Below are 17,655 nucleotides of genomic sequence, written 5' to 3' on the forward strand. Positions count from 1 at the left end.
TTCGCCGCCGTCGCCACGGGCGCCTGTAAGAGTCTGTACTCCGGCACATACCCGCGCTTAACACCCCCACCCACCAAAGAACCCCTGAACCCGCCCCGCGCGGGGCGGTCAACCCCCGCCCCCCCGCCCGGACTCGCATCCGGCCACATCCGTCGATAGTTCCGAAAGTCTCGGAGGACATGCGGTGAACGAACTGCCGCAGCAGCTGGTCAACGGCCTGCTACTGGGATCCATGTACGGGTTGATCGCCATCGGCTACACAATGGTCTACGGCATCGTCCAGCTCATCAACTTCGCCCACGGCGAGATCTTCATGACCGGCGCCTTCGGCGCGCTCACGGTCTACATATACATTTTGCCCGACGGCACCTCCATGCTGCTCGCCCTGCCCCTGATGCTGCTAGGCGCCATGGTCGTCTCCGTCGGCGTCGCGGTCGGGGCGGAACGGTTCGCCTACCGCCCGCTGCGCGGCGCCCCCCGCCTCGCGCCCCTGATCACCGCCATCGGCCTCTCCCTCGCCCTCCAGCAGGCGATCTGGGCCTGGTACCCCGAGGCCAAGTCGGCGCGCAAATTCCCGCAGATCGACGGCGGCCCGTTCCACATCGGCAACGTCACCCTGCAGACCGGCGACATCTTCCTGCTCATCGCCGCCCCGGTCAGCATGGCCATCCTCGCCTACTTCGTGATGCGGACCCGTACCGGGCGCGGCATGCAGGCCACCGCCCAGGACCCGGACACGGCCAAGCTGATGGGCGTCAACACGGACCGCATCATCGTGGTCGCGTTCGCGCTCGGCGCCGTCTTCGCCGCCGTCGGAGCCGTGGCCAACGGCCTCAAGTACGGCCAGATCGACTTCAAGATGGGCTTCATCCTCGGTCTGAAGGCGTTCACCGCGGCCGTCCTCGGCGGCATCGGCAACATCTACGGCGCCATGATCGGCGGCGTCGTCCTCGGCATCGCCGAGACCCTGGCGACCGCCTACATCGCCGACATCCCCGGCCTGGACAAGTTCGGCAGCCAGTCCTGGGCCGACGTATGGGCCTTCATTCTCCTCATCCTCGTGCTGCTGTTCAGGCCACAGGGCCTGCTCGGCGAACGCGTTGCGGACAGGGCGTGACACCGATGACCACACAGACCACAGCTCCGAAGACCTCCGGCGGCTCCGCCGGGGGCGACTCCGCCGGCCTCATCGGGATCCCCCCGCACCTCGGTCGCGCCCTCGCCACCGGCGGCGGCCTCCTCACCGTCGTCTCCACGTTCCTCGCCTGGACCTGGACCGCCGCGTTCCCCGGTGACCTCACGGTCTACGGCTACCCGGGCGGCCTCCAGGTGCTGGTGCTGGTCGCCGGCGCCCTCACCGCCCTCTTCGGCGTCGCCTCGTACGGCGTCCGGGGACTGCGCTGGCTGGTGCCCGCGGGGGCCGACGCGGCCCTGAAGTTCGCCGCGCTCGCCGCCTTCGCCACCACCTGGTACACGGTCATCGCGATCAGCTCCCAGCTCGGCGGACTGGTCAACCTGGAGCCCGGCGCCTACGTCGCGGCCGCGGCCACCCTGATCGCCTTCCTCGGCTCGCTCGCCCTGCCCTTCGTACGGCCGGAGCCCGACCCGTTCGACCCGGACGACACCGGCTGGGAGCAGTTCAAGCACACCAGCGGCAACAACTGGCAGACCGTCAAGGCGGCCTTCGCCGCCGGCACCCCGCGCCCGCTGCGGGCACTGCCCTCCTACGTCGAGATCCTGATCATCGTCGCCGTCCTCGCGGTCGGGCTGCTCGTCTTCACCTACGGCATCGGCACCGAGTACGACGAACTGTTCGTGGGCTTCCTGATCACCGCGGGTCTCGGTTTCGCCGCCCTGAACAAGGCCGGGCTGATCGCCCAGGCCACGCAGATCACCGCCCGGCACACGAACATCACCGTCTGCGGCGCGTTCATCGCGGCGGCCTGCTTCCCCTTCACCCAGACCGACGACCAGTACGCCACCCTCGGCGTCTACATCCTCATCTTCGCCACGGTCGCCCTCGGTCTGAACATCGTCGTCGGCCTCGCCGGCCTGCTCGACCTCGGTTACGTCGCCTTCCTCGGTGTCGGCGCCTACGCCGCGTCGATGGTCTCCGGCTCGCCCAGCTCGCCGTTCGACCTGCACCTGCCCTTCTGGGCCGCGGTCCTCGTGGGCGCCGCGGCCTCGCTGGTCTTCGGTGTCCTCATCGGCGCCCCGACGCTGCGGCTGCGCGGCGACTACCTCGCCATCGTGACCCTCGGCTTCGGTGAGATCTTCCGGATCACCGCCAACAACCTGGACGGCACCTCCGGACCGGACGTCACCAACGGCTCCAACGGCATCTCGTCCATCCCGGACCTCAACGTCCTCGGTTTCGACCTCGGCGTCCAGCACGACATCGGCGGCTTCACCATCGGCCGGTTCGCCAACTACTTCTTCCTGATGCTCGTCATCACGGCCGTGGTCGTGCTGGTCTTCCGGCGCAGCGGCGACTCCCGGATCGGCCGTGCCTGGGTCGCCATCCGCGAGGACGAGACCGCCGCGCTCGCCATGGGCATCAACGGCTTCCGCGTCAAGCTCATCGCCTTCGCCGTGGGCGCCACCCTCGCCGGTCTCGCGGGCACCGTGCAGGCGCACGTCACCTACACGGTGACGCCGGAGCAGTACCTCTTCGCCGGCACCACCCCGCCCAACTCGGCCTTCCTGCTCGCCGCGGTCGTCCTCGGCGGCATGGGCACCATCGCGGGCCCGCTGATCGGCGCCTCGCTGCTCTTCCTGATCCCCAACAAGCTCCAGTTCCTCGGCGACTACCAGCTCTTCGCCTTCGGACTCGCGCTCGTCCTGCTCATGCGGTTCCGTCCGGAAGGTCTCATCGCCAACAGGCGCCGCAAGCTGGAATTCCACGAAGAGGCCGAAGCGCCCACCACCCTGAGCAAGACAGGGGCCTGACCACATGACCACCGACACCACCACCAGGGACACCACCCCGGGCGCACCCGCCCCCGGCACCACCGTCCTCGACGCGCGCGGCGTCACGATGCGCTTCGGCGGACTGACGGCCGTCAACGGCGTCGACCTCACCGTCAACAGCGGGGAGATCGTCGGCCTGATCGGCCCCAACGGCGCCGGCAAGACCACCTTCTTCAACTGCCTGACCGGCCTCTACATCCCGACCGAGGGCGAGGTCCGCTACAAGGACAAGGTCCTGCCGGCCAAGTCCTTCAAGGTCACCGCAGCCGGCATCGCCCGCACATTCCAGAACATCCGGCTCTTCGCCAACATGACCGTCCTGGAGAACGTCCTCGTCGGCCGCCACACCCGCACCAAGGAAGGCTTCTGGTCGGCCGTCCTGCGCGGCCCCGGCTTCCACAAGGCGGAGGCGGCCTCCCGGGAACGCGCCACGGAGCTGCTGGAGTTCGTGGGCCTGGCGAGCAAGGCGGACCACCTCGCGCGGAACCTGCCCTACGGCGAGCAGCGCAAGCTGGAGATCGCCCGCGCCCTCGCCAGCGAGCCGGGGCTGCTGCTCCTGGACGAGCCGACGGCGGGCATGAACCCGCAGGAGACGCGGGCCACCGAGGAACTGGTCTTCGCCATCCGCGACAAGGGCATCGCCGTCCTCGTCATCGAGCACGACATGCGGTTCATCTTCAACCTCTGCGACCGCGTCGCCGTCCTCGTGCAGGGCCAGAAGCTCGTCGAGGGCGACAGCGCGACCGTGCAGGGCGACGAGCGTGTCATCGCCGCCTATCTCGGCGAACCCCTGGAGAACGACCCCGGTGCCGCGGAGGCCGCCGAGGTGGAGGCCGCCGAGGCCGCCCAGGCCGACGCCTCCTCGGACACCTCGGCCGGCAAGGAGAACGACCGATGACCGCACTGCTCGAGGTCGAGGACCTCCGCGTCGCCTACGGCAAGATCGAGGCCGTGAAGGGCATCTCCTTCAAGGTCGACGCCGGTGAGGTGGTCACCCTCATCGGCACCAACGGCGCCGGCAAGACCACCACCCTGCGCACCCTGTCGGGGCTGCTGAAGCCGGTGGGCGGCCAGATCAAGTTCGGGGGCAAGTCCCTCAAGAAGGTCCCCGCGCACCAGATCGTCTCCCTGGGGCTCGCCCACTCGCCCGAGGGGCGGCACATCTTCCCCCGCATGACGATCGAGGACAACCTCCGCCTCGGCGCCTTCCTGCGCAGCGACCGGGCGGGCATCGAGAAGGACATCCAGCGCGCCTACGACCTGTTCCCGATCCTCGGGGAGCGCCGGAAGCAGGCCGCGGGCACCCTCTCCGGCGGTGAGCAGCAGATGCTCGCCATGGGCCGCGCCCTGATGTCCCAGCCCAAGCTGCTCATGCTCGACGAGCCCTCCATGGGTCTCTCCCCGATCATGATGCAGAAGATCATGCAGACGATCGCCGAGCTGAAGTCCCAGGGCACCACCATCCTGCTCGTCGAGCAGAACGCCCAGGCGGCCCTGTCCCTGGCCGACCACGGCCATGTGATGGAGGTCGGCAGCATCGTCCTGTCCGGCAGCGGACAGGATCTGCTGCACGACGAGTCGGTCCGCAAGGCCTACCTCGGCGAGGACTGAGCCCGCGTCCACGGGAACCAGAGAGGCCCGCGTCCCCCTCGGGGGCGCGGGCCTCTCTCGTGGTCCTGGGTGTCAGCCCTTGGCCGCCTTCTTCTCGTCGGCGTCCTGGATGACCGCCTCGGCCACCTGCTGCATCGACATCCGCCGGTCCATGGAGGTCTTCTGGATCCAGCGGAAGGCGGCCGGCTCGGTCAGGCCGTACTCCGTCTGGAGCACCGACTTGGCCCGGTCCACCAGCTTCCGCGTCTCCAGGCGCTGGCTGAGGTCGGCGACCTCCTTCTCCAGCTCCTTCAGCTCCGTGAACCGCGAGACGGCCATCTCGATCGCCGGAACGACGTCGCTCTTGCTGAACGGCTTCACGAGATACGCCATGGCGCCCGCGTCCCGGGCCCGCTCCACCAGGTCGCGCTGGGAGAAGGCGGTGAGCATCAGCACCGGCGCGATGCTCTCCTCGGCGATCTTCTCGGCCGCGGAGATGCCGTCCAGCTTGGGCATCTTCACGTCGAGGATCACCAGGTCCGGCCGGTGCTCGCGGGCCAGCTCCACGGCCTGCTCCCCGTCCCCGGCCTCGCCGACGACGGAGTAACCCTCCTCCTCCAGCATCTCTTTGAGGTCCAGCCGGATGAGCGCCTCGTCCTCGGCGATGACGACACGGGTCGTCAGCGGAGGCACGTGCGACTTGTCGTCGTCGGGCACGTCTACGGGCTGGGGCGACTCGGGGGAGGTCACGTGAGCTCCTAGTTCGGGGCAGGGGTACCGCTGACAAGAGCCTACCTAGCTCCTGTATCTTTGAGTCACCGAGGGGCTACACTGACCTTCGGTTCGAAGAGGCTCCGGTAGTCCAATCGGCAGAGACGATGCCCTCAAAAGGCATTCAGTGTGGGTTCGAGTCCCACCCGGGGCACTTTACCTTCATTTCGAAGGCATCCCTCAGCTCCGTCGGGGCACCCGTTCAGCGGTCGTCCTCCCCGATGTGATGCACCCGCACCAGGTTCGTCGTGCCCGAGACCCCGGGCGGTGAGCCCGCCGTGATGACCACGACGTCGCCCTTCTGACAGCGGCCGTACCTGGTGAGCAGCTCGTCCACCTGGTCGACCATCGCGTCCGTGGAGTCCACGTGCGGGCCCAGGAAGGTCTCCACCCCCCAGGTCAGGCTCAGCTGCGAACGCGTCGCCGGCTCCGGGGTGAAGGCGAGCAGCGGGATGGGCGAGCGGTAGCGGGACAGGCGGCGGACGGTGTCGCCGGACTGGGTGAAGGCCACCAGGAACTTCGCGCCGAGGAAGTCGCCCATCTCCGCCGCGGCCCGGGCCACCGCGCCGCCCTGGGTGCGGGGCTTGTTGCGTTCGGTCAGCGGGGGCAGGCCCTTGGCCAGGATGTCCTCCTCCGCCGCCTCGACGATCCGGGCCATGGTGCGCACCGTGTCGGTCGCGTGCTTGCCGACGCTCGTCTCGCCGGACAGCATCACCGCGTCCGTGCCGTCGATGACCGCGTTGGCGACGTCGGAGGCCTCCGCGCGGGTGGGGCGGGCGTTGTCGATCATCGAGTCGAGCATCTGGGTGGCGACGATGACGGGCTTGGCGTTGCGCTTCGCCAGCTTGATCGCGCGCTTCTGGACGATCGGCACCTGCTCGAGCGGCATCTCGACGCCGAGGTCGCCGCGGGCGACCATGATGCCGTCGAAGGCCGCGACGATGCCCTCGATGTCCTCCACGGCCTGCGGCTTCTCGACCTTGGCGATGACGGGCAGGCGGCGGCCCTCCTCGTCCATGATGCGGTGCACGTCGAGGATGTCCCGCCCGCTGCGCACGAAGGAGAGCGCGATCACGTCGAAGCCGCCGCGCAGGGCCCAGCGCAGGTCGTCCTCGTCCTTCTTCGACAGCGCGGGGACGGACACCGCGACGCCCGGGAGGTTGAGGCCCTTGTGGTCGGAGACCATGCCGCCCTCGATCACCGTCGTGCGGACGCGGGGCCCGTCGACGCCGGTGACCTCCAGGCAGACCTTGCCGTCGTCGACGAGGACGCGCTCACCGGGGGTGACGTCGGCGGCGAGGCCGGCGTAGGTGGTGCCGCAGGTGTGGCGGTCGCCCTCGACGCCCTCCTCGACGGTGATGGTGAAGGTGTCGCCGCGTTCAAGGAGTACGGGTCCCTCACCGAAGTGGCCGAGGCGGATCTTCGGACCCTGAAGGTCGGCGAGGGTGCCGACGCTGCGGCCGGTCTCGTCGGACGCCTTCCGGACACGGTGGTAGCGCTCTTCGTGTTCGGCGTGGGTGCCGTGGCTGAAATTGAAGCGGGCGATGTCCATTCCGGCGTCGACCAGGTCCTTGATCTGGTCGTACGAGTCGGTGGCGGGCCCAAGAGTGCAGACGATCTTTGCTCGGCGCATGGGTCGAGCCTATGACTTACCGGCCGGTAGCGAATTGGCCACGTATGACCACTCAACAACCTTTGAGTAAAGGGTTATTGACAAGTGTTGAATTGTGCGCCGTGGCGCTCCGATGAGCATTCCGGGCGGTTCTTATTGCGCCTTTCGGGCAATTGAGCGACCCACTGTTGACAGACGAGGTGATCACGCAGGAATCTACGCGCGTTGTTGATGCCGTGCCGTCAAGGAGATCCCGTCATGCCGTTCAACCGCCGGAAGTTCCTGAGCAGGTCCGCCGTGACGGGGGCGGGGGTGGCACTGGCCGGTGCGACGGCGGCTCCGGCGGCCGGGGCGGCGCCCGCCGCGCACCGGGGCCGCAGGCGGCCCAAGCGGTACGCGCTGACCGTGCTGGGCACCACCGACCTGCACGGACACGTCTTCAACTGGGACTACTTCAAGGACGCCGAGTACACGGACGCGGCGGGCAACGCGCAGGGACTGGCGCGCATCTCGGCCCTGGTCGACCAGGTCCGCGAGGAGAAGGGCCGCCGCAACACGCTGCTCCTCGACGCGGGCGACACCATCCAGGGCACCCCGCTGACGTACTACTACGCGAAGGTGGACCCGATCACCGCCAAGGGCGGCCCGGTGCACCCGATGGCCCAGGCGATGAACGCCATCGGGTATGACGCGGTGGCGCTCGGCAACCACGAGTTCAATTACGGCATCGAGACGCTGCGGAAGTTCGAGGAGCAGTGCGACTTCCCGCTGCTCGGCGCGAACGCGGTCGACGCGAAGACGCTGCGGCCCGCCTTCCCGCCGTACTTCATGAAGACCTTCCGGGTGAAGGGCGCGCCGCCGGTGAAGGTGGCGGTGCTGGGTCTGACCAACCCCGGCATCGCGATCTGGGACAAGGCGTACGTGCAGGGGAAGCTCGCCTTCCCGGGGCTGGAGGAGCAGGCGGCGAAGTGGGTGCCGAAGCTGCGCTCGATGGGCGCCGACGTGGTGGTCGTCTCGGCGCACTCCGGCTCCTCGGGCACGTCCTCCTACGGCGACCAGCTCCCGTACGTGGAGAACGCGGCGGCCAACGTGGCGAAGCAGGTGCCGGGCATCGACGCGATCCTCGTCGGGCACGCGCACCAGGAGATCGCGGAGCTGAAGGTCGTCAACGACAGGACCGGGAAGACCGTCGTCCTGTCGGAGCCGCTGTGCTACGCCGAGCGGCTCACCCTCTTCGACTTCGAGCTGGTATTCGAACGGGGCCGGTGGCACGTGGAGTCGGTGAAGGCGTCGCTGCGCAACACCAACACGGTCGCCGACGACCCGAGGATCACCAGACTGCTCACCGACGAGCACGCGAAGGTCGTGGCCTACGTCAACCAGGTCGTCGGCACCGCCACCGAGGCGCTGACGACGGTGGAGGCACGGTACAAGGACGCCCCGATCATCGACCTGATCACCAAGGTGCAGGAGGACGTGGTCAAGGCGGCGCTGGCGGGCACCGAGTACGCGTCGCTGCCGGTGCTGGCACAGGCGTCGCCGTTCTCCCGGACCTCCGAGATCCCGGCCGGCGACGTGACCATCCGGGACCTGTCGAGCCTGTACGTGTACGACAACACGCTGGTGGCGAAGGTGCTGACGGGCGCGCAGGTGCGGGCCTACCTGGAGTACTCGGCGGAGTACTACGTCCGGACGGCCGCCGGTGCTCCCGTGGACGTGGACAAGCTGACCAACGCGGGCGGCCGCCCGGACTACAACTACGACTACGTGTCGGGGCTGACGTACGAGATCGACATCGCGCAGGCGGCCGGGGCGCGGATCAAGAATCTCGCGCACGGTGGTGCGCCGCTCGCCGACGACCAGCAGTTCGTGCTGGCCGTGAACAACTACCGGGCCAACGGCGGCGGTGCCTTCCCGCACGTGGCGTCGGCCAAGGAGGTGTGGGCCGAGTCGACGGAGATCCGCACGCGCATCGCCGAGTGGGTGACGGCGAAGGGCGTGCTGGACCCGAAGGACTTCGCGTCCGTGGACTGGTCGCTGACGCGGGACGGCACGCCGGTGTTCTGATCCGGCCCCGCCGGGCGGGCCTCAGACGCCGTCCACCAGGGGGGTGAGCGCCCGGGGGCGGCGCGCGGACGGGATCTGCGGCTGTCCGCTCTCCAGGCCGAAGGTGGTGAAGGCGGTACGGCCGGGCAGGGGGTACGGCTCCTGCCCGGTCAGGTCGTTGAGGATGGTCGCGCTGCGCCAGGCGGCGAGGCCGAGGTCGGGGGCGCCCACGCCGTGGGTGTGCGTCTCGGCGTTCTGGACGTAGACGGAGCCGCCGACGCAGGGGTCGAGGAGGAGGCGGAACCGGTCGTCGACGCGGGGGCGTTCGCGGCTGTCGCGCCGCATGTAGGGGTCGAGGCCGGCGAGGACGCGGCCGAGGGGGCGCTCGCGGTAGCCGGTGGCGAGGACGACGGCGTCGGTGGTGAGGCGGGAGCGGGTCTTCTGCTGGGCGTGCTCCAGGTGGAGTTCGATCCGGGTGGTGGCGACGCGGCCGGCGGTGCGGACGTGCACACCGGGGGTGAGGACGGTGTCGGGCCAGCCGCCGTCGACGGTGCGGCGGTACAGCTCGTCGTGGATGTCGGCGGTCGTGTCCGCGTCGATGCCCTTGTGCAGCTGCCACTGGGAGGCGACGAGGCGGTCGCGGACCTGTTCGGCCAGGCCGTGGAAGTAGCGGGTGTAGTCGGGGGTGAAGTGCTCCAGGCCGAGCTTGGAGTACTCCATGGGGGCGAACGCCTCGCTGCGGCCCAGCCAGTGCAGCCGCTCGCGGCCGGGGGGCCGGTGGCGGAGCAGGTCCAGGAAGATCTCCGCGCCGGACTGGCCGGTGCCGATGACGGTGACGTGCCCGGCGGCGAGGAGCGCGTCGCGGTGGGCGAGGTAGTCGGCGGCGTGCAGGACGGGCACGCCGGGCGCGTCGACGAGGGGGCGCAGCGGGTCCGGGACGTCGGGCTCGGTGCCGACGCCGAGGACGACGTTGCGGGTGTGGGTGCGGCCGAGGGCCTCGGCCTCGCCCTCCGCGTCGAGCTGGGTGTAGTCGACCTCGAACAGCTCGCGTTCGGGGTTCCAGCGGACGGCGTCGACCTGGTGGTGGAAGCGGAGCGAGGGCAGGCTCTCGGCGACCCAGCGGCAGTAGGCGTCGTACTCGGCGCGCCGGATGTGGAAGCGTTCGGCGAAGTAGAAGGGGAACAGGCGGTCTCTGGCCTTGAGGTGGTTGAGGAAGGTCCAGGGACTCGCCGGGTCGGCGAGGGTGACCAGATCGGCGAGGAAGGGCACCTGGACGCGCGCGCCGTCGATGAGCAGTCCGGGGTGCCAGTGGAAGGCCGGGCGCTGGTCGTAGAAGACGGCGTCGAGCCCGGCGAGGGGGTCGGCGAGCGCCGCGAGAGAGAGGTTGAAGGGGCCGATACCGATGCCCACGAGGTCGCGGGGGACTTCGGACGCGGTGGCGTTCATCGCGGGGCGGGTCCTTTCGGGGAGGATTCCACGGGGGTGCGGAGCGCGGGCGGCTCGGCGGGCCGGGCGTGGGGGTTGGGCGGGGCAGCCGTGAGCCGGAGCCGGCGGGCGGGAGCGCGGGTGGCCAGGGCGAGGGCCCTGGCGGGGACACGAGTGGCGCGGGCGGGGTCGGTGGCGCCCTCGGCGGGCACCGTGACCAGGGCGCGGAGCGCCACCGGGCCGCCCCGGGCGGGCAGGATCTCGCCGACCGCGTCCGCGGCCCGTGAGGCGACGGCGTCGAGACCGCCCCAAGGCGGCCGACCACCGCGGGCGGCGGCGCGCTGAACACGCGACACGGCACCGAGCGGGGACCGCAGGGCGCGGGCCCTGGCGAGGGCGGGCGGTGGGCTGTGCGGGTGGGCGCGCGAGGGCCGCGCCGGGGCGGCGGTGCTCTCGGCGAGCGCCGTGGCCAGGGCACGGAGCGCCGCTGGGCCGCGCCGGGCGGGCACGGCGTCGGGGCAGCCGTCGGCGGCGGGCTCGGCGGGCGGTGGCGCGTGGGGCGGGGTGTCGCGTGGGGGCCGCGAGGCGTGGGTGCCGTGCTGGCCCCGGGCGGGGGGCGGGAGGCCCATGGGCTGTCCTCCGGGCGCGGGGACGGGGAGCTCCAGCTTGGACGCGAATGCGTGACTACGCCCGGACAGCCCAACGATCACACCCGAAAGGGTGTACGCCCGCGGCCGGTTCCCCGGCGGAGGGAACCGGCCGCGACACGGTTCAGCGCGCGTCCGCCTCCCGTACCCGCAGCGCCCGGGCCAGGTCGTCGAGCTGGTCGGCGAGCTTGCGGCGCAGGGCGGGGATCGGGCCGTCGCCGGCGAGGCATTCCCGGCCGAGGCGCAGGTTGGCGTCGTCGACGGCGTGGCCGGGGAAGGCCCAGCGGCCGGCGGCGTCGGCGATGGCGGGGCCGCGGCGGGCGGCGACCGCGACCGCCTCGGCGTAGTAGCGCGGCACGTAGTCCCGCACCAGGTCGGCCTGTTCGGGCTGCCAGAAGCCCTGGGCGGTGGCGGTGAACAGGTAGTTGGAGAGGTCGTCGGTGGCGAACATGGCCTCCCAGGCCCGGCTCTTCGCCTCGGCGTCGGGCAGCGCGGCACGGCAGCGGGCGGCGCCCTCCTGGCCGGTGGCGCTGGGGTCCCGGGCGAGTTCGGCGGCGATGGCCTCCTCGCCGGTGGCGCCGAGCACGGCGAGGCGGGTGAGGATGCGCCAGCGCAGCTCGGGGTCCAGCTCCGGGCCGCCGGGCACCGTGCCGTCGGCGAGCCAGGCCGCGATGGTGTCGGGGTGGGCGGCGGTGGCGATGCGGTGGCGTACGGCGATCAGGCGCAGCCCGGGGTGGTCGCCGTCCTCGGTGCGGCGGATGAGGTCGCGGCACAGCTCGGCGAGGGTGGACAGGGCGGCGGGCCGCCGCTCGGGCGTGACGTACCGGTCGGCGACCTGGCCGGCGGCGAAGGCGAGGACGCCGTCGACGAGGGCGAGGTCGGTCTCGTACGGGAGGTGGGCGCGGGCGATGTCCAGGTAGGTGCCGGCGGGGAGTTCGCCGTCGCGCACGGCGTCCCGCAGGGCGTTCCAGACGACGGCCCGGGTGAGCGGGTCGGGCAGTCCGGACAGGCCCTCGCGGACGGTCCGGAAGGACTCGGCGTCGAAGCGGACCTTGGCGTAGCCGAGGTCGCCGTCGTTGAGGACGACCAGGGCCGGGAGCTTGCCGATGGGCCGGGGCTCGGCCTGGGGCAGGTCGACGTCGAGGCGTTCGCGCAGGGTGAGGCGCCCCTCGTCGTTGAGGTCGCGGTCGTAGAGGCCGACGGCGACGCGGTGCGGGCGGCTGCCGGCGCGGTCGACGGCGAGCAGGCGGCCGCCGTTGTCGCCGGTGACGCGCGGGGTGAGGGTGTCGACGCCGGTGGTGCGCAGCCAGGCGTCGGCCCAGGCGTGGACGTCGCGGTCGGTGGCGGCGGCGAGGGAGTCGATGAAGTCGGCGAGCGCGGCGTTGCCGAACTTGTGCCGCTCGAAGTGGATGTTGATGCCGGCCAGGAAGTCCTTCTCGCCGAGCCAGGTGACGAGCTGGCGCAGGGCGGAGGCGCCCTTGGCGTAGGAGATGCCGTCGAAGTTGAGCAGGGCCGAGGCGGTGTCCTCGACGTTCTCCGGGGCGACGGGGTGGGTGGAGGGGCGCTGGTCGGCGTCGTAGCCCCAGGCCTTGCGGGTGACGCCGAAGTCGGTCCACGTGTCGGTGAAGCGGGTGGCCTCGGCGGTGGTCTGGTAGCCCATGTACTCGGCGAACGACTCGTTCAGCCAGATGTCGTCCCACCAGCGGAGGGTGACGAGGTCGCCGAACCACATGTGGGCCATCTCGTGGGCGATGACCATGGCGCGGGTCTGCCGCTGCGTCTCGGTGACCGCGGACCGGAAGACGAACTCGTCGCGGAAGGTGACCAGTCCGGGGTTCTCCATGGCGCCGGCGTTGAACTCGGGGACGAACGCCTGGTCGTAGGAGTCGAAGGGGTAGGGCTCGGCGAACTTCTCGTGGTAGCGGTCGAAGCAGCCGCGAGTGACCTCGAACAGTTCGTCGGCGTCCGCGTCGAGGTGGCGGGCGAGCGAGCGGCGGCAGTGGATGCCGAAGGGCAGGCCCCGGTGCTCGGTGCGCACGGAGTGCCACGGGCCGGCGGCGACGGCGACGAGGTAGGTGGAGATCAGCGGGGTGGCGGCGGCCTGCCAGCGGCCGTCGCCCAGGTGCTCGGTGACGCCGTTGGCGAGCACGGTCCAGCCCTCGGGGGCGGTGACGGCGAGGTCGAAGACGGCCTTGAGGTCGGGCTGGTCGAAGGCGGCGAAGACGCGCTGGACGTCGTCCAGGAACAGCTGGGTGTAGACGTACGTCTCGCCGTCGGCGGGGTCGGTGAAGCGGTGCATGCCCTCGCCGGTGCTGGAGTAGCGCATGGCGGCCTCGACGCGCAGCTCGTGCTCGCCCGGGGTGAGGGACTTCAGCGCGAGCCTGTTGTCGTCCAGGGCGGCCGGGTCGAGGGGTTGTCCGTCCAGGGTGACGCTGCGCAGCTCGGCAGGCCTGACCTCGACGAAGGTGTCCGTGCTGTCCGTGTCGTCGCGGACGGTGAAGCGGATGACGGTGCGGGAGTCGAAGGTCTCGTCCCCACGGGTCAGATCGAGGTCGATCGCGTAGTGGTGGACGTCGAGGAGCCGGGAACGGGTCTGCGCTTCGTCGCGCGTCAGTACGGACATGCACGACATGCTGCCTGATGCCGTCGGCAGGGCACAGGGGCGGTTCGGTACGCGGAGAATGTCCGGCGCGCGCCCCCGCGGGCGGCGGCGCGGTCGCCGGGTCAGCCGGAGGCCGAACTCTCCGCGATGCGCTCGTGGTGGTGGATCACCTCGGCGATGATGAAGTTCAGGAACTTCTCGGCGAACGCCGGGTCCAGCTTGGCGCTCTCGGCGAGGGCGCGCAGCCGGGCGATCTGCTTCGCCTCACGGGCCGGATCTCCGGGCGGCAGCTGGTGGCGGGCCTTGAGGTGGCCGACCTGCTGGGTGCACTTGAAGCGCTCGGCGAGCATGTGGACGACGGCCGCGTCGATGTTGTCGATGCTGGCCCGCAGCCGGGCCAGCTCCTCGCGGACGGCGGGGTCGACGGCATCGGTGTTGCTGGTGGTCATGGACGCCCACCCTACGGGCGTGGCGGCCGTCGCCGCAGACCGTCTCAGGCGCTGAACGCCGTACAGTCGTCGTGAGGGTCCTCTTGGAGTGGACACGGGTTCAGGCGTCTTGGGGGTCGGGCGTGGCGAACGGCGGACCGGTCGAGCACGGCTTCCCGCACCTGGCGACGGTGCGCGAGGCGGTCACCGCGCTGTACCGGCGGCTGTCGTACGACACCGTGCAGACGTTCTCCGCCAGTGTGGCCCCGGCCGACGTGGCGTTCAGCGACACCGACGACCTGTATCTGGGCACGCAGCGGGTGGCCCACGAGCTGGTGCGGCACTACCGGCTGCCCGACGCCCGGATGATCGTCTCCTTCCGGGAGATGACGCACGCGGCGAACGTGGAACTCACGGCGGGCCCCGAGTACTTCATCGAGCTGAACGACCGCTTCCGCACCCACCGCCGGGACATCGGCGCGGCCCTCGCGCACGAGGTGATGCACGTCTACCTGCACCGTCTCGACCTGTCCTTCCCCGGCACCCGGGACAACGAGATCCTCACCGACACGGCGACGACGTACCTGGGCGCCGGCTGGCTGCTGCTCGACGCCTACCGGGAGGACTCGGCGTCCTCGCAGAAGCTGGGCTATCTGACCCCGGAGGAGTTCGGGTACGTGCTGGCCAAGCGGGCGCTGGTGTTCGGCGAGGACCCGTCGGTGTGGTTCACCAGCCCGCAGGCGTACACGGCGTACGGCAAGGGCCTGCAGCGGGCCCGCCAGGACGAGCAGCAGCCGCCGCTCACCGCGGCCGGCTGGGCGGGCCGCCGCCGCTACGCACGGGACCGCCGCCACGCCCAGGACGCGCACGCCGCGGGCCCCGCCGCGGAGGGCCCGTACCGGTTCACGCCGCAGGAGCACGGACCGCTGCGCGTGTCCTTCCCCTGCCCGACCTGTCACCAGCGGATCAGGGTGCCGGTGCGCGGACGGGTGCGGGCGCGGTGCGGGCTGTGCCGGACGGTGCTGGAGTGCGACACCTAGAGGGTGGCGCGGTGCTTCAATGCCGGTATGACAAAGGCCATCGAAGAGCCCTGGGGGATCAGCGTGTCCGGCACCGGCACGGTGCGGACCGAACCCGGACTCGCGCGGGTACAGCCGGCGGTGGACGTGCTGGAGCCGTCACCGGAGCGCGCGTTCCAGCAGGCGGGGGCGGCCGTGTCGCGGCTGCGGGAGGTCCTGCGCCGGCACGGCGTACCGGACGCCGCGGTCTCGGGCTCCCGGCTCGGGCTCAGCTCGGAGTACGACGGTCACGGCGGTGAGCGGACGCTCCTCGGCTACCGGTGCCAGGCCTCGTACTCGGTGGAGACGCGGGCGCTGGACGATCTCGAACAGCTGATCGTGGACATGGTGGACGCGGGCGCCCACCGGATCGACGGCGTCGAGTTCGACGTGCTCGACAAGCAGGCGCTGCGGGACGAGGCACGGCGCCGGGCGGTGGCGTCCGCCCGGCGCAAGGCCCAGGTGTACGCGGAGGCGGCGGACGTGCGGCTGGGCCCGGTGCTGCACATCCAGGACGTGGAGGCGGAGCCCTTCACGCACTTCCGCGCGGCCAAGGCCGGCGGCGGGTCCGGCGACCTGGCGCCGGGCACGGTGGAGGTGTCGGCGGAGGTCCTGCTGGGCTTCTCGCTGCGGCACTGACCGCGCGCCGCCGCCCGTCCGCTACGGCCGTACGATGCCCTGCGCGCGTGCGGCCACCAGCCACTTGGGGAACTCGCCCACCAGCCGGTCGTACAGCTCGGCGTCGGTCACCTTGCGCGGGTCGCGGCCCGCGTGGAAGAACCCGGCGTTGTCCACGACCCGCTTCTGCGGCACCGCCAGTTCGTCCAGCTTGCGCAGGTACTCGAACTGCCGGCTGCCCGGGTCGCCGAAGCCGACGAACTGCCAGAACAGCGGCAGCGGCGCCGCCTTGCACAGGTACCGTTCCGCCGCGAGCCGGTTGATCGGGCCGCCGTCGGTCTGGAAGACGACCAGGGCGGGGTGGCGGGCCCCGCTGTCCAGGTAGTGGTCGATGACGGCGTCCATGGCCAGGTGGTAGCTGGTCTTGCCCATGTGCCCGAGCCCGGCCACGATCCGCTCGATCCGTCCTTGGTGGTCGGCGAGCGCGATCTCGGTGACCGCGTCGACGTCCGTGGAGAAGAACACCACGGGCACGGTGCCGTCGTCGTCGAGGTGCGCGGAGAGCCCGAGCACCCGGTCGGCGAGCTCCTGCACGCTGCCGTCCTTGTAGTACGGCTTCATCGACCCGGAGTAGTCGACGACCAGGTACACCGCCGCCCGCGTCCCCTCCAGCCCGTGCTTGGTGAGCGACACCCCGGCGCTCTTGTACAGGTCGACCAGCGCGGGCGCTGTCTCCCGCACCTTGGTGAGACTGATCGCGGCCATCCGGACTCCCCCGTCACCTCTGGCGTACGGCTACTGGCTGCCGAGGTTACGGCACCGCGCACCCCGCCTCCGGGAGCGGCCACCGGCATTCGCTATTTTGTTCGCCGCCGTCCCCACCGGCGGTGACGGCCATGATCACGGCGCGCGGAGCGCCGTACCTACAGGCGGAGGTTTCCCGCGATGAGACGTGCCGGTGTGCTGCTTCTGGCGGCCGTTCCCGTGATCGCCGCGGGGGTGTACCTGGCGGTGCCGGCGGGCTCCAACGGCACCGCGGACACCGCGACCGCCGCGGCCACGGCCACCGCCCCGTCGTCCCGCGAGGACGCCAAGGGCCGGGCCGAACAGGAGCGGGCGGCGGACGACGCGCTGATCGCCGGCCTGCCACCGGGACTCGCCGCGCCGGACAAGAAGGAGCTGGCCCAGCAGCTGGTGTCCAGCGCCGAGAACTCGACCACCGAGTGGCGCACCGCGTACGGCACCATCGAGGACCTCGGGGACGGCGACGGGTACACCGCGGGCATCATCGGTTTCTGCACCGGCACCCACGACCTGCTCGCCCTGGTCGAGCGCTACACCGAGGCCCACCCGGACAACGGCCTGGCCACGTACCTGCCCGCCCTGCGCGAGGTCGACGGCACGGACTCCCACGAGGGCCTGGACCCGGGCTTCACCGCGGCCTGGCGGGCGGAGGCGGAGGTCCCCGCGTTCCGCGAGGCCCAGGAGGCGGAGCGCGACCGCGTCTACTTCGAACCGGCGGTCCGCCTCGCCAAGCTGGACGGCCTCGGCACGCTCGGGCAGTTCGTCTACTACGACGCGATGGTCTTCCACGGCCCGGACACGGACGCCGAGGGCTTCTACGGGCTGCGCGAGCGGGCCATGGCCGAGGCGAGGACGCCCGCCAGGGGCGGCTCCGAGAAGGACTACCTGGGGGCCTTCCTGGACGTCCGCCGCCGGGCCATGGAGGCCAAGCGCCCGGGCATCGACACCTCCCGCGTCGACACCGCCCAGCGCCGGTTCCTGGCGGCCGGGAACCTGAAGCTGGAGACGCCGCTGGAGTGGGAGGTGTACGGGGACGCCTACCGGGTGCCCTGACACATGCGACGGCGCCTGCCCATGGTCCGGT

Annotated in this window: 15 protein-coding genes and 1 tRNA gene; 9 read left to right on the top strand and 7 right to left on the bottom strand. The window is 71.2% G+C overall.

The genetic code is table 11. The features are described from left to right. Window positions 1–184 precede the first annotated feature (184 nt). From ACFC1X_RS22860 to ACFC1X_RS22875, 4 genes are read left to right on the top strand one after another with little or no spacing between them, the layout of a single operon-like run. On the top strand, window positions 185–1,117 hold the full coding sequence (locus tag ACFC1X_RS22860) for a branched-chain amino acid ABC transporter permease (RefSeq protein ID WP_376356394.1): 933 nt from the start codon (window positions 185–187) through the stop codon (window positions 1,115–1,117). 5 nt (window positions 1,118–1,122) lie between these two features. Continuing rightward, a complete protein-coding gene (locus ACFC1X_RS22865; protein ID WP_376356396.1) occupies window positions 1,123–2,949 on the top strand; it encodes a branched-chain amino acid ABC transporter permease in 1,827 nt (608 codons plus the stop codon). 4 nt (window positions 2,950–2,953) lie between these two features. Further along, entirely contained in the window at window positions 2,954–3,868 is a 915-nt protein-coding gene (locus ACFC1X_RS22870) for an ABC transporter ATP-binding protein (RefSeq protein WP_376356397.1), read from the top strand. Then, window positions 3,865–4,581 carry an ABC transporter ATP-binding protein gene (locus tag ACFC1X_RS22875; RefSeq protein WP_376356399.1) on the top strand — a complete coding sequence of 239 codons (717 nt, stop codon included), beginning with the start codon at window positions 3,865–3,867 and terminating at the stop codon, window positions 4,579–4,581. Before ACFC1X_RS22870 ends, ACFC1X_RS22875 begins: the two co-directional genes overlap by 4 nt. 72 nt (window positions 4,582–4,653) lie before the next feature. Here the strand turns inward: ACFC1X_RS22875 and ACFC1X_RS22880 are convergent, their stop codons facing one another. Then, window positions 4,654–5,310: an ANTAR domain-containing response regulator gene (locus ACFC1X_RS22880; protein WP_122615019.1), complete on the bottom strand. Its 657-nt coding sequence runs from the start codon at window positions 5,308–5,310 to the stop codon at window positions 4,654–4,656. Window positions 5,311–5,411: 101 nt separating this feature from the next. Here ACFC1X_RS22880 and ACFC1X_RS22885 point away from each other — a divergent pair. After that, window positions 5,412–5,485: transfer RNA gene (locus ACFC1X_RS22885), tRNA-Leu, on the top strand. Between the two features lie 48 nt (window positions 5,486–5,533). Here the strand turns inward: ACFC1X_RS22885 and pyk are convergent. Beyond that, window positions 5,534–6,964 carry a pyruvate kinase gene (gene pyk, locus ACFC1X_RS22890; protein ID WP_376356402.1) on the bottom strand — a complete coding sequence of 477 codons (1,431 nt, stop codon included), beginning with the start codon at window positions 6,962–6,964 and terminating at the stop codon, window positions 5,534–5,536. Between the two features lie 237 nt (window positions 6,965–7,201). Here pyk and ACFC1X_RS22895 point away from each other — a divergent pair, with 237 nt between their 5' ends. Further along, entirely contained in the window at window positions 7,202–9,010 is a 1,809-nt protein-coding gene (locus tag ACFC1X_RS22895) for a bifunctional metallophosphatase/5'-nucleotidase (protein WP_376356404.1), read from the top strand. Window positions 9,011–9,031: 21 nt separating this feature from the next. On the opposite strand, the gene ACFC1X_RS22900 is transcribed toward ACFC1X_RS22895, so the two are convergent. From ACFC1X_RS22900 to ACFC1X_RS22915, 4 genes are all read right to left on the bottom strand, one after another. After that, window positions 9,032–10,435, bottom strand: a complete 1,404-nt coding sequence (locus ACFC1X_RS22900; protein ID WP_376356406.1) for a lysine N(6)-hydroxylase/L-ornithine N(5)-oxygenase family protein — start codon at window positions 10,433–10,435, stop codon at window positions 9,032–9,034. Next, entirely contained in the window at window positions 10,432–11,043 is a 612-nt protein-coding gene (locus ACFC1X_RS22905; RefSeq protein ID WP_376356408.1) for a hypothetical protein, read from the bottom strand. The genes ACFC1X_RS22900 and ACFC1X_RS22905 overlap by 4 nt, the downstream gene beginning before the upstream one ends. 142 nt (window positions 11,044–11,185) lie before the next feature. Then, complete coding sequence (gene pepN / locus ACFC1X_RS22910) at window positions 11,186–13,684, bottom strand: aminopeptidase N (protein WP_376356410.1); 2,499 nt, start codon at window positions 13,682–13,684, stop codon at window positions 11,186–11,188. A 101-nt stretch (window positions 13,685–13,785) separates the two neighbouring features. Continuing rightward, on the bottom strand, window positions 13,786–14,112 hold the full coding sequence (locus ACFC1X_RS22915) for a chorismate mutase (protein WP_376356412.1): 327 nt from the start codon (window positions 14,110–14,112) through the stop codon (window positions 13,786–13,788). 122 nt (window positions 14,113–14,234) lie between these two features. On the opposite strand from ACFC1X_RS22915, the gene ACFC1X_RS22920 reads away from it, so the two are divergent. Beyond that, window positions 14,235–15,131: a hypothetical protein gene (locus ACFC1X_RS22920; RefSeq protein ID WP_376356414.1), complete on the top strand. Its 897-nt coding sequence runs from the start codon at window positions 14,235–14,237 to the stop codon at window positions 15,129–15,131. A gap of 27 nt (window positions 15,132–15,158) precedes the next feature. After that, window positions 15,159–15,788, top strand: coding sequence for an SIMPL domain-containing protein (locus ACFC1X_RS22925; protein ID WP_376356416.1), 630 nt, complete (start codon window positions 15,159–15,161; stop codon window positions 15,786–15,788). Between the two features lie 21 nt (window positions 15,789–15,809). On the opposite strand, the gene ACFC1X_RS22930 is transcribed toward ACFC1X_RS22925, so the two are convergent. Beyond that, window positions 15,810–16,532 (bottom strand): VWA domain-containing protein, encoded by a 723-nt coding sequence (locus ACFC1X_RS22930; RefSeq protein WP_376356418.1) that lies wholly within the window; start codon window positions 16,530–16,532, stop codon window positions 15,810–15,812. Window positions 16,533–16,712: 180 nt separating this feature from the next. Here ACFC1X_RS22930 and ACFC1X_RS22935 point away from each other — a divergent pair, with 180 nt between their 5' ends. Next, on the top strand, window positions 16,713–17,624 hold the full coding sequence (locus tag ACFC1X_RS22935; protein WP_376356420.1) for a chitosanase: 912 nt from the start codon (window positions 16,713–16,715) through the stop codon (window positions 17,622–17,624). Window positions 17,625–17,655: the final 31 nt, after the last annotated feature.

Origin of the sequence: Streptomyces sp. NPDC056128 (genome assembly GCF_042263835.1) — a bacterium.
Lineage (GTDB): Bacteria > Actinomycetota > Actinomycetes > Streptomycetales > Streptomycetaceae > Streptomyces.

Bases quoted from the DNA above. Each gene is read 5' to 3' on its own strand.
- ACFC1X_RS22915 (WP_376356412.1), bottom strand. From the start codon at position 14,112: ATGACCACCAGCAACACCGATGCCGTCGACCCCGCCGTCCGCGAGGAG.
- ACFC1X_RS22925 (WP_376356416.1), top strand. From the start codon at position 15,159: ATGACAAAGGCCATCGAAGAGCCCTGGGGGATCAGCGTGTCCGGCACC.
- ACFC1X_RS22900 (WP_376356406.1), bottom strand. From the start codon at position 10,435: ATGAACGCCACCGCGTCCGAAGTCCCCCGCGACCTCGTGGGCATCGGT.
- ACFC1X_RS22870 (WP_376356397.1), top strand. From the start codon at position 2,954: ATGACCACCGACACCACCACCAGGGACACCACCCCGGGCGCACCCGCC.
- ACFC1X_RS22930 (WP_376356418.1), bottom strand. From the start codon at position 16,532: ATGGCCGCGATCAGTCTCACCAAGGTGCGGGAGACAGCGCCCGCGCTG.
- ACFC1X_RS22895 (WP_376356404.1), top strand. From the start codon at position 7,202: ATGCCGTTCAACCGCCGGAAGTTCCTGAGCAGGTCCGCCGTGACGGGG.
- pyk (WP_376356402.1), bottom strand. From the start codon at position 6,964: ATGCGCCGAGCAAAGATCGTCTGCACTCTTGGGCCCGCCACCGACTCG.
- pepN (WP_376356410.1), bottom strand. From the start codon at position 13,684: ATGTCCGTACTGACGCGCGACGAAGCGCAGACCCGTTCCCGGCTCCTC.
- ACFC1X_RS22935 (WP_376356420.1), top strand. From the start codon at position 16,713: ATGAGACGTGCCGGTGTGCTGCTTCTGGCGGCCGTTCCCGTGATCGCC.
- ACFC1X_RS22865 (WP_376356396.1), top strand. From the start codon at position 1,123: ATGACCACACAGACCACAGCTCCGAAGACCTCCGGCGGCTCCGCCGGG.
- ACFC1X_RS22905 (WP_376356408.1), bottom strand. From the start codon at position 11,043: ATGGGCCTCCCGCCCCCCGCCCGGGGCCAGCACGGCACCCACGCCTCG.
- ACFC1X_RS22875 (WP_376356399.1), top strand. From the start codon at position 3,865: ATGACCGCACTGCTCGAGGTCGAGGACCTCCGCGTCGCCTACGGCAAG.